Raw genomic sequence first — 11,459 nt, 5'->3', positions numbered from 1 at the left:
GGGCCAGGCCCCAATCAACGATCAAGGAAGGGTACTCCGGGAGCGGCGAGCGGTGCAGCCCGATGCACAGGTCGTTTCCCAACTACCTGGGTTCGACATGCCCGTTCTGGTTCGCCAGCTCCGGCGGAGTGAGCGGATTCATAGCGGTGACGTCACGCGGGGCGATGGAGAATCCCTGCCAGTGGACCGGCATCGGCTGCTGGTCCTCGTCCCGGGCGATGTGGTGGAAGCCCACGTTGACCCAGACCACGGGGTGGGTGAGCGTCTGTCCGTCGACGTACTTGTCGACGGATTTGCCGTGCCCGGCACCGCAGTTGCGCAGGTTGTCGCTCGCGAACTGCTCGCACTTGTTGTACTCGGTGAAGTAGACGTCGTGCTTGGTGAAGGCACGACCGAGGTACTTGGTGGTCGCGCCCGGGACGATCTCGTACGAGCGTGCGTGATTGTCCTTGTTCTTGCCGGAGTTGCTGACGAGGCGCCACCAGCGCATGTTCTTGGCGTCGCCGGCGAGTTCCTTGCCGACCTTGGTGACCGTGGTCTTGTTGCTGGGGGCCTGCTGGCCCTGCGCGGGCGGGCTGACGACGGAGTCGTACTGCTCGACCTTCGCCTTGGACGAGCCGTCCAGGCCGAAGTTGAGCCGCCAGAAGACGTTGTGGCTGTGGCTGGTGGCGTAGTCCTTGGCGCCCTTGCCCAGCGGCCAGCCGCGGCCGTCGCCCGCGTCGTAGTCGAAGGGCGAGAGGCTGCCGGTGGCGCCGACGTTCATGTTGATCGTGCCGTCGTCCTGGAACCGCCACTCGGTGATGTACTCGTACCAGCCGACCTTGTTGACGGTGTAGATGAGCAGGTCCTTGCCCTGCTTCTGGAAGACCTTGTTCCCGGTGTCGGCCTCCATCCGGTAGGCGTGGCCGCGCGAACGGGTGGTGGTGCACAGGCCCTTGACGTTCGCGTGCGCCGGGTCCCAGGCCTCGGGGACCTTGACCGTCTTGATGGAGCCGCCGGGGCACTCGGCGGGGACCATGTCGACCAGGCCCTGGCCGAAGCCGGCGCCGGTCAGGTCGCTGTACTCGACCGAGCCGTCGTCGTAGGGGACGTCGATCTGGGCGAGCTTGGCGGTGCTCAGGACCTTGATCGGGGCGGTCTCGCCGGGGGGCTGGTACGAGATGTTCGACAGGACGAGTCCGGCCTCGCTCTCGTAGCTCCAGCACATCCGCCAGGTGGTGCCGGTGGCGAGCTTCTGTTCGATCTTGTAGGCGGCGCTGCAGTCGGCGGCCGGGGCGGGCGCGGACCGGGGCTGGGCGACGGCCGGTCCCGCGGCCGTCGTCGCTCCGGCGGCCAGGGCGAGCGTCGAGAGGCCCACGGCCGCCCGGCTGCGGGCACGGCTGTTTCTGTTGACGCGCATGAAGAGACGACTCCTTGCGGAAAGCTGTGAAGGTGGGAAGGACAGGAGGGCGGCGCTCAGCCGAGCTTGCCGACCTTGCGGGCGCTCAGGTCGATCACCAGGTCACGGCTGTCGATCCAGGGCCCGTTCTTGACCTTCGGGAAGAGCCGGACGCACCGGTGCTCGCCGCAGGCGCCGAGGGCGGCGGGCTGGGCACCGGAGGTGGCGCGGTAGACCATGCTGTTGAGCACCAGCTGGTCGGGCGAGGTGAGTTCCTTGCCGGTCGCGTCCTTGAAGTCGGCCTTGAGGCCGGCGCCGAGCGGATCGGCGATCAGCAGCTTGGCGGCCTCGGTCATCTCGTCCCGGCTGATCGGCGGCTGCACACCGTGCTGGACGCCCGTCTGCTCGACCTTCCCGGTGTCGAGGTCGACGGTCTTGGTGACGAGCGTGTCGTCCTTGTAGTCGTAGAACCTGATGTCGGCGCGGCGCGGCGCGTCCGGGTTGTCCAGGTCGGCCGTCTCGGGCTCGGCGAGGTCGACCCCGAGGCGCTGCGGTCCGCGGTCGCCCTCGACGTTCTCGCTGGAGTTGAAGAGCTGCCGGTTCACCGCGATCCGCTCGGCGCGCCGCATCTCGTCGTCGGTCAGCGGGTCACGGCCCTTGCCCTTCTGCCCCTCGGCCGGCGCCCGCTCGACGACACCGGGCCGCACGGCGCCGCTCTGGCCGCCCTGCCCGTCCTGTGCCGCCTGCTGCGCGGACCCGCCGCTCCCGCTCGTTCCGCCCGATTCCTCGGCCCCCGCCGACCCCGGAAGGGTGACACCGATCATCACGGCCGTCCCGGCCACCGCGATGGCCGCACCCGCCACCACCTTGCCCAGATGGCGGTGCACTATCTTGCGCACATTTCCCCCTACCCCCTACGTCCCCAGGAGTCGTTCGAGTCCCACTGGTTCGGCATACGAGATATGCCTGGTCGCGGGGTAAGAGGGATGTAAGTCATGTGAGGTTCCATCACTTTCGGGGAGACTCGGCTCGGACTCGCCCCCCAGGGGCACGGCACTACTGGAAGAGTCATATCCATGCAGGTCTGGCCTGGCGAGGCGTATCCACTCGGTGCCACGTACGACGGCGCCGGCACCAATTTCGCGGTCTTCTCTGAGGCCGCCGACCGTATCGAGCTGTGCCTTCTGCACGACGACGGCTCGGAGACGGCCGTGGAACTGCGGGAGACCGACGCGTTCGTGCGGCACGCGTACCTGCCCGGCGTCATGCCCGGGCAGCGGTACGGCTTCCGGGTGCACGGGCGGTACGCGCCCGAGCGCGGGCAGCGCGCCAATTCCGCGAAGCTGCTGCTCGACCCGTACGCGCGTGCGATCGCGGGCTCCGTCGACTGGGGCGAGGAGGTGTACGGCTATCCGTTCGGGTCACCCGACCGGCGCAACGACCTCGACTCGGCACCGCACACCATGTCGTCGGTCGTGGTCAACCCGTACTTCGACTGGGGGGACGACCGGCGCCCCCGGACGGAGTACCACCACACGGTGATCTACGAGGCCCACGTGAAGGGCCTGACGATGCTGCATCCGGCGCTCCCGGACGAGCTGCGCGGCACGTACGCGGCCCTCGCGCACCCGGCGATCATCGAACACCTGACACGGCTGGGCGTCACGGCACTGGAACTGATGCCCGTACACCAGTTCGTGAACGACCACCGGCTGGCCGACATGGGCCTCGGCAACTACTGGGGCTACAACACGATCGGCTTCTTCGCCCCGCACAACGCGTACGCGTCCTGGGGCGACCGGGGCCAGCAGGTGCTGGAGTTCAAGTCGGCCGTCCGGGCGCTGCACGAGGCCGGCATCGAGGTCATCCTCGACGTGGTCTACAACCACACCGCCGAGGGCAACCACCTGGGTCCGACGCTCTCCTTCCGGGGCCTCGACAACGCCTCGTACTACCGCCTGGCGGACGACCCCCGCTACTACATGGACACCACGGGCACGGGGAACTCCCTGCTCATGCGCTCCCCGCACGTGCTCCAGCTGATCATGGACTCGCTGCGCTACTGGGTCACCGACATGCACGTGGACGGCTTCCGCTTCGACCTCGCGGCCACGCTGGCGCGCCAGTTCCACGAGGTGGACCGGCTGTCGTCGTTCTTCGACCTCGTCCAGCAGGACCCGGTGGTCTCCCAGGTGAAGCTGATCGCCGAGCCCTGGGACGTCGGCGAGGGCGGCTACCAGGTGGGCAATTTCCCGCCCCTGTGGACGGAGTGGAACGGCAAGTACCGCGACACCGTGCGGGACCTGTGGCGCGGTGAGCCGCGCACACTGGCCGAGTTCGCCTCCCGGCTGACCGGCTCGTCCGACCTGTACCAGGACGACGGACGCCGTCCGCTCGCCTCCATCAACTTCGTGACCTGCCACGACGGCTTCACCCTGAACGACCTCGTGTCGTACAACGACAAGCACAACCAGGCCAACGGCGAGGACAACCGGGACGGCGAGAGCCACAACCGCTCCTGGAACTGCGGCGCCGAGGGCGAGACGGACGACCCGGACGTGCTGGCGCTGCGGGCCCGGCAGCGGCGCAACTTCATCGCCACCCTGATGCTCTCCCAGGGCGTGCCGATGCTCAGTCACGGCGACGAGTTCGCGCGCTCCCAGGGCGGCAACAACAACGCGTACTGCCAGGACAGCGAGCTGTCCTGGGTGCCGTGGCCGGAGGAGGACTGCGAGCTCCTCGCCTTCACGCGCGCGATGGTGTGGCTGCGCCGGGACCACCCCGTCTTCCGGCGGCGGCGCTTCTTCCACGGACGGCCGGTCCAGGGCACCCACGACGAACTCTCCGACATCGCGTGGTTCACCCCGGAGGGCCAGGAGATGACCCAGCGCGACTGGGGGTCCGCGCAGGCCCGGGCGCTGTCCGTCTTCCTCAACGGCAACGCGATCTCCGAGCCGGGTCCCCGCGGGGAACGCATCTGCGACGACTCCTTCCTGCTGATGTTCAACGCCTCCCACCAGCCCCTGGAATTCGTCGTGCCGGCCGACCACGGCCGCCGGTGGCAGATCGTCGTCGACACGTCCCTGCCGGAGGGGGTGGCCCCGGGCGCGGGCGCGAAGGTCACGGCCGGTGACCGGCTGCCCCTGGTCGACCGGAGCATGACCGTGCTTCAGCGGCCCGCCTAGGAGGCCCTCGTCCCGTCCCGTGCGCGTGGCTCCCGCCGCGGGCCCACGCGCGCGGGACGGGGCCGTGCGTGCCCTTGTGCGGGCCGCGGTGACAGAAAGGCGGCCGGACGGGTACGTAGAGTCGCATGACACCTGAGCGCCCCGAAGCGGCGATCGCGGACTCGGTCGTCCCCGGTCCGGTCGTCCCCGTCGTGCCGACCGCCACCTACCGGCTCCAGCTCCAGCCGGAGTTCCCCTTCCGCCGCGCCGAGGCGGCCGTGCCCCATCTGGCCTCGCTCGGCGTCTCCCATCTGCACCTGTCCCCCGTCCTGGAGGCCGTCCCCGGCTCGAAACACGGCTACGACGTGGTGGACCACGCGCGCGTGCGGGGCGAACTGGGCGGTGAGGAGGGGCTGCGTTCCCTCGCGCGCACCGCGCGGGAGCACGGCCTCGGAATCGTCGTGGACATCGTGCCGAACCACATGGCGATGTCCCCGCGCCACAACCACGCCCTGTGGGAGGTGCTGCGCGAGGGCCCGGAGTCGCCGTACGCGCGCTGGTTCGACATCGACTGGGACGCCGGGGGCGGCCGGCTGCTGCTGCCGGTGCTCGGGGACCGCCTCGGCGCCGAGATCGGCCAGCTGAAGGTCGACGGCGACATACTGCGCTACTACGACCACGTGTTCCCGCTGCGCGCGGGCACGGCGGGGCTGCCGATGCCCGAGCTCCTGGACGCCCAGTGGTACCGCCCCGCGTGGTGGCGGCTGGCCCGCACCGAGCTCAACTACCGGCGTTTCTTCAGCATCTCCGAGCTCATCGGGGTGCGCGTCGAGGACCCGGAGGTGTTCGCGGCGACCCACGCGAAGATCCTGGAGCTCGTCGCCGACGGGGTGATCGAGGGGCTGCGCGTCGACCACCCGGACGGGCTGGCGGACCCGGACGCCTATCTGCGCCGGCTGCACGAGGCGACCGGCGGCCGCTGGACCGTGGTCGAGAAGATCCTCGCGGACGGCGAGCCGCTCCCGCCCGCGTGGCCCGTGGCGGGCACCACCGGCTACGACGCGCTGCGGCACGTCGACGGCCTCTTCACGGACGAGGCGGGCGCGAGCCGGCTGCTCGGCCGCTACCGGCGCTTCGCGGGCCCGGAGGCCGACCGGGGCGGCCACTGGGACAGCACGGTGCGCCGGGCGGCGTACAAGGTGATCACGCACGAGCTCGCCGCGGAGGCCGAGCGGCTCACCCGCGAGGTGAGCGCGCTGTGCGCCGCCTCTCCCGACCCCGCGGCGCGCGACCACGCCCCCTGGGCCCTGGGCGCCGCGCTGCGCGAGCTCCTGGTCCGGATGGAGGTGTACCGGCCCTATCCCTCGACCGACGCGGCCGGGGCGCTCACCGAACGGGCCGCCGCCGAGGCCAGGTCCGCGTTCCGGGTGCCCGAGGAGGCGCGCGCCGTGGACCTCGTACGGGATCTGCTGCTCGCGCGGGACGGCGACCGGCCCGGGGAGGCCGCGTTCCGGGCCCGGTTCGCGCAGACCTCGTCGGCGCTGCGGGCCAAGTCGGTGGAGGACACGGCGTTCTACCGCTACGTGCCGCTGCTGTCGGCGAACGAGGTGGGCGGGGCCCCGGGCGGCCCCGCGGTGTCCCCGGACGACTTCCACGCCTTCTGCGCGCGCGTGCAGCGCGACTGGCCCGCCGGCGGAACCGTCCTGTCGACCCACGACACGAAGCGCAGCGCGGACGTGCGCGCCGCCGTCTCCGTCCTCACCCAGTGCCCGGAAGCCTGGTCCGAGGTGCTGGAGGAGGTGACCCGCGAGGGGCCGGGGACGCCCGACCCGCAGATGGCGTGGGCCGCGTGGCAGACGGTGTTCGGCCTCGGCCCGGCCACCGGCGAGGACGGGTCCGGGGACGGCTCCGGGGACGGGCCCGGAAACTACACGGAGCGCGTCCGGGACGCCCTGCTGAAGCACGTCAGGGAGGCCGGGACGCGCACCTCCTGGACCGAGCGCGACCCCGCGTACGAGGACGCAGTGGCGGCGTTCGTCACCGACGGGCCGTGCGGGCCCCCCGGACGGCCCGTGGCCGCCCTGCGGGCCTCGCTGGCGCCGCACGTGCGGGCGAACGTCCTGGGGGCCGCCCTGGTCCATCTGACGATGCCCGGGGTGCCGGACGTGTACCAGGGCACCGAGGACGAGTACCGGGCGCTGGTGGACCCGGACAACCGGGCGGCGTTCACACCGCGCGGGCTGTCCGCGGAGAAGCCCGCGCTCACGGCCGCCGTGCTGCGGCTGCGGGCCCGGCGGCCCGACGTCTTCGGCGGCTCGGCGACGTACGTGCCGCTGCGGGCCGAGGGGCCGGCGGCCGAACACTGCGTGGCGTTCGCCCGGTCGGGAGAGGTGATCACGGCCGTCACCCGGCTGTCGCTGGGGCTCGCCGAGGCCGGCGGCTGGCGGGACACCGTTCTCGCGCTCCCCGCCGGACGGTGGGCCGACGTGCTCCCCTCCGGCTCCGCGGAGCGGGAGTTCACGGGACGCGTGCGCGCGCTGGACCTCTTCGGGAGGTCGCCCGTCGTGCTGCTGGAACGCGTCAGCGCGGGCACACCGGAAGGGTCCGGGGAGAGCGGCTGACCAGACCCTCGGCACGCGGCCGGGGCCCCGGCGCCCTGCGCAGGCCCGGCAGCACGGTCAGCAGGGCGCGCAGCCCGCTCTCCGCCGTCAGCCGGGCCAGCGGGACGCCCGGGCACAGGTGCGGTCCCGAGCCGTACGCGAGGCCGCCCGGGTCGGCGCGGAAGACGTCGTAGCGGTCCGGGTCCGCGAACCGTGCCGGGTCGCGGCCCGCGGCGCCGAGCAGACACGCCACGGTGGCGCCCTCGGGGACCGGGCCGATCGGTTCGAGCGCCCGGCGGGCCACGATCTGCAGCGGCGGGTCGCGGCGCAGCGACTCGGCCCAGGCGGCAGCGGCCAGTTCGGGCCGGGCGCGGACCAGATCGAGCTGGCGCGGATGGTCGAGGAGGTTGGCGAGGAACGAGGCGAGGGCGCGCGCGGTCGTCTCGCCCGCCGCGCCCAGCACGGTCGCGGCGAGGCCGGTCACGGCCTCGTCCGGCAGGGGACGCCCGTCGGGGCCGGCCGTGCACAGCGCGGACAGCAGGTCGTCCCCGGGGCGGGCGCGGCGGTCGGCGATGTGGGGCCTCAGATGGGCGGCGAGTCCGGGGTGGCGGCCACCGAGGTGGTCGAGTCCCGTCCGGCACCAGGCGTGCACGCGCGCGGTGTCCTCGTACGGCAGTCCGAGCGCGGTGACGGCCGCGGCGGCGGGCAGCCACCGGCAGAACTCGGCGACGAGGTCGGCCTCCTGACGGGAGGCCAGACGGCTCGCGAGGACGTGCGCGGTGCGTTCGACGCCCGCTCGCAGCGCGGCCGCCACCCGGTCCCCGAGCGCCGGGGACACGACGGCCCGGTACGCGCCGTGGGCCGCCGCGGGTCCGGGTGACGGCGCGACGAGCCGCGGGTCCGCGAGCGCGGCGCGCACGTCGGCGTACCTGCTGATCAGCCAGGCGCCGAACGGCTCGTCGTGGACCAGGGGGAATTTTCCGCGCAGGGTGCGGTAGAGCGGGTGGGGATCGCGACGGGTCCCCGGATCGAGGAGGCTCGCGGGGGCGTCCACGCACGTGTACGGCCCGCCGGGCGGCACGTACGGCCCGTACGGCTCCTCCCGCCCGTGCGGCGGGGGACACCCCGGGACGAACGGGGGCACCGGCGCGGGAGCCGGGGACGGCCCACCCGTGACGGGGGGCACCGGCCTCGGCGCGGCCTGCGCGGGCGGCTCGGCGTCGGCGGGCGGGGTCGGCGGGGCCGGGACCGGGACCCGCGGGCCCGTGGGGGTCCCCGTCGGGGCGCCCTCTCCGGGAAGACCGTGTGGACACAGCACCGCGGGCCACCACCTCAGGGTCTGCGCGCCGGACCCGCGCGCGGTTGTTCCGAGTCGACCACCACCCGCCCCCGACCGCAGGTCCCGTACACCCGGACGAGTGAATCGTGTACATCACATCGATTCACCCGCCCGTGGGACGCGGGTACGCCGGCCGCCGTCTCCCCGGCACCCGCTCCGGCGCATCCGCCGCCGGTTCTCCGCAGGCCCGCGGGACGCGGTTCGCCCCGGCCGGGGAGATCCGCGCACCCGCCGCCGCCCGCCGCCGGCGGAAAATGCCGGCCGGGCTCCCCCACGGCCGCGCCGACGCGTCCTTGACAGTTCCCCGAGACCGTGGAGTACTGCCAAAAGCGACGCAGGGCGGACAAGTCGGGGGTGAGTCATCTGCCGGAGTTGCGCTACCCCAGTGTGGCCGAAATCGTGTCGTCCGCCTCGGCGCTGACGGCCCACCGGCCCGATCTGTGCGTCCTTCGACAAGTGGGCGCCTCCCGCGCGGGCAGACCCCTCCACCTGCTGTCCGTCGGCCACGCCCGGCACGCGGTCCTCGTCGTGGCGGGGGCCCACGCCAACGAACCGACGGGCGGTTCGACGCTGCTGTCCCTGGCCGAACGCGTGCTGTACCGGCGGGAGTTGCGCAGGGACACCTCCTGGCACTTCCTGCTCTGCGCGGACCCCGACGGGGCGAGCCTCCATGTGACCCCCGCGCCCCGGACCCTCCTCGACTACCACCTGGGCTTCTTCCGTCCGGCCGGGCCCGAGCAGCCGGAGTGGTCGCCCTCGGTCCTGCCTCCCGACCGGCTGCCGCCGGAGACCCGGGCGCTGACCCGGGTCATCGACGAGGTGCGGCCCTACCTCCAGGTGACGCTGCACGGGACCGATCTGGGCGGCAGCTGGGTGCAGTTGACCAAGGACATCCCGGGCCTCGCGGAACCGTTCGCCAAGTCCGCGGCGGAGCTGCGCATCCCGGTCGAGACGGCCGCCTCGGACGCCGCGGGCTGGCCCGCGTCCGGGCCCGGGGTGCATGTGATGCCGGCGCCCGGCTCGGACGCGGCGTACCCGAGCATGCCGGACGACGCCCGGCACAGCACCTGGTACCACGCCCACCGGTACGGCGGTCTGACGGCCGTCGTGGAGGTGCCGATGTGGGCCAGCGACCTGGTGGACGATCCGGCGCCGCACCCCGCCCCCGCGGCGGCGATGCGACGTCTGGCCGACCGGCTGGTGACGGACGCGGACCAGGTGGAGGCGGTGCTCGGGCGGGCCCTGCCTCGGCTGCGGGGGCCCGACGGACCCCTTCTGCGGGCCGCGAAGTGGGCACTGGCCCTGGTGCCGGGGCTCGCCGCGGACTGGTCGCAGCCGCCCCTCGTGGACACGACGATGGCGTACGTGGGAAGTGTCGACGCGTTCGGCCGGCGGATCCCGCTGCGGGCCGCGTCGATGCTGCTGCGCGTCCTCCAGGAGACCGGCGACCGCGAGGCACCGCGCCTCGAACGGCTGGTCGCCGACTGGAGCGACTCCTTCGCGGAACGCTTCCGCGCGCGCTGGGTGCCGCTGGAGAACCAGGTCGAGCACCAGGCCCGTACGGTGATGGCCGCCGCCCGCCACGCGCGCGACGGCGCCGCCTGACCCGGCGCGGCAGGACGCCGCGGACCGCCCGGAGGACCGCCGTCATTCCCGGTGCGTCGGCACCGTGGCCTGCGCGGGCCGGCCGGAGTCGCCGGCACGGAGGCGCGCGCCGGTGTGACGCCCGGCGAGTTCGAACGCGGAGAGGACGACACGCGCCTGGTACTCGACCTGACGCGCGACCGGGATCCAGCGCGCTCCGCAGCCGTCGCGGTAGTCGGCGCACCACGCGTCGATCAGCCGGTCGAGCTCGGGCAGCGCGTCGCACGGGTCCTGCCCGGAGGCGGTGAGCAGCTGGTGCAGCAGCCCGGCCGTGCGCAGCGCGACCCGGCGCCCGGCGAGGCGCAGGGCGGTGAGCCGGGCGGTGTCGAGCGGCGGCAGGGGCCGTGCCCCGGTGCCGCGCGCGTCGGGGTCCCAGGAGTCGGCGAGTCCGGGGCCGACCAGTAAATAGTCGTCGACGGGCGCGAGCAGGCAGGTCACGTCCGGCGAGCCGCCGAGGCCGGGCCGCACCCGGGCCAGGATGTCCTCCAGGGTCCTCGTGTCGTGCCGCAGCGCCCGGCTGACGGAGCGCAGCACCGCGTCGGCGTCGGCGGGGCGCGCCCGGTCCTCGACGGCGCCGACACCCCACATGGGCGCCTCGACGATCGCGGTGACCGTGCCGTACGGCTGGGGGTGGAACCAGGTGGAGTCGACCGCGGCCTCCGTGATGGCGGCGGCCAGGTCTCCCCGGCGCGGCGGCGGGACGCGGTAGACGGCGGGACCGAGCTCCGGCCAGTACAGGGTGTCGTAGGGGCCGAGTTCGCGCGGGATGCCGAGGCGGGCCGCGCTGTGCGCGACGCGCCGGGAGAGGCCGGGCAGGTCGCGGGTCAGCTCGACGAAGGCGCCGCCGACGTCGACGCCGTGCAGGGAGCACTGGAGGAACGGCCTCAGCTCGTCCTGGAGGCCGAGCAGGACCCGGGTCTCCGGCAGGGCGGCGCCGTCCGGGCCGTCGGGCAGCCATTCCGGCTGTTCGAGGAAGCCCGGCCGGAAGAAGTGCCGGAAGTAGTGGCCGAGGGTGTAAGGGCCCTGGAGCCAGGCCTCGTTGCGGCGGGAACCGTCGGGGTCGAGGCAGAGCAGCAGGTTCCAGGTGGCGTCCGCGCCCTCGGTGAGACGGGGGTCGGCGAGCGCCCGTTCGGCCAGTCTGAGTGCGGTCGCTCCACCCACGGGCTCGTTGGCGTGCGGTCCGGCGACGACGAGGACCTGACGGCTGCCGTGTCCGACGGACAGGAGCAGCATCGGCGTGCCCGCCCGGGAGGTCCCCACGCGGCGCAGCCGGGCGTCGCCGGGGCGCCGGGCGACGATCGCGGCGGCGCGGACGCCGAGTTCGTCCACGGTCG

The 11,459-nt window shown here is 73.5% G+C and carries 7 protein-coding genes; 3 read left to right on the top strand and 4 right to left on the bottom strand.

Translation table 11 applies throughout. The annotated features are described in order from the left end of the window. Positions 1-82: 82 nt before the first annotated feature. Both CW362_RS21430 and CW362_RS21425 read right to left on the bottom strand, forming a co-directional pair. Positions 83-1,399: a copper amine oxidase gene (locus tag CW362_RS21430; protein WP_103551128.1), complete on the bottom strand. Its 1,317-nt coding sequence runs from the start codon at positions 1,397-1,399 to the stop codon at positions 83-85. A 56-nt stretch (positions 1,400-1,455) separates the two neighbouring features. After that, on the bottom strand, positions 1,456-2,277 hold the full coding sequence (locus tag CW362_RS21425) for a Tat pathway signal sequence domain protein (RefSeq protein ID WP_103551127.1): 822 nt from the start codon (positions 2,275-2,277) through the stop codon (positions 1,456-1,458). A gap of 177 nt (positions 2,278-2,454) precedes the next feature. Between CW362_RS21425 and glgX the strand changes: the two genes are divergently transcribed. Next, positions 2,455-4,563, top strand: coding sequence for a glycogen debranching protein GlgX (gene glgX, locus CW362_RS21420; RefSeq protein ID WP_103551126.1), 2,109 nt, complete (start codon positions 2,455-2,457; stop codon positions 4,561-4,563). Positions 4,564-4,688: 125 nt separating this feature from the next. Further along, a complete protein-coding gene (treY, locus tag CW362_RS21415; protein ID WP_103551125.1) occupies positions 4,689-7,163 on the top strand; it encodes a malto-oligosyltrehalose synthase in 2,475 nt (824 codons plus the stop codon). Here the strand turns inward: treY and CW362_RS21410 are convergent. After that, positions 7,123-8,196, bottom strand: coding sequence for a cytochrome P450 (locus CW362_RS21410; RefSeq protein WP_240657959.1), 1,074 nt, complete (start codon positions 8,194-8,196; stop codon positions 7,123-7,125). The genes treY and CW362_RS21410 overlap by 41 nt on opposite strands. Positions 8,197-8,835: 639 nt before the next feature. Between CW362_RS21410 and CW362_RS21405 the strand changes: the two genes are divergently transcribed. Continuing rightward, entirely contained in the window at positions 8,836-10,086 is a 1,251-nt protein-coding gene (locus CW362_RS21405; protein ID WP_103551124.1) for a M14 family zinc carboxypeptidase, read from the top strand. A gap of 42 nt (positions 10,087-10,128) precedes the next feature. Here the strand turns inward: CW362_RS21405 and CW362_RS21400 are convergent, their stop codons facing one another. Next, positions 10,129-11,454, bottom strand: a complete 1,326-nt coding sequence (locus CW362_RS21400; protein ID WP_103551123.1) for a M14 family zinc carboxypeptidase — start codon at positions 11,452-11,454, stop codon at positions 10,129-10,131. Positions 11,455-11,459 lie beyond the last annotated feature (5 nt).

The organism is Streptomyces populi (genome assembly GCF_002911015.1).
In the GTDB taxonomy this organism is placed as follows: domain Bacteria; phylum Actinomycetota; class Actinomycetes; order Streptomycetales; family Streptomycetaceae; genus Streptomyces; species Streptomyces populi.
Note: the sequence above shows the minus strand (reverse complement) of the source record. Positions and strands in the feature narration are given on the sequence as shown.

Coding starts and splice junctions, on each gene's coding strand:
- CW362_RS21430 (WP_103551128.1), bottom strand. CDS start 1,399: ATGCGCGTCAACAGAAACAGCCGTGCCCGCAGCCGGGCGGCCGTGGGC.
- glgX (WP_103551126.1), top strand. CDS start 2,455: ATGCAGGTCTGGCCTGGCGAGGCGTATCCACTCGGTGCCACGTACGAC.
- treY (WP_103551125.1), top strand. CDS start 4,689: ATGACACCTGAGCGCCCCGAAGCGGCGATCGCGGACTCGGTCGTCCCC.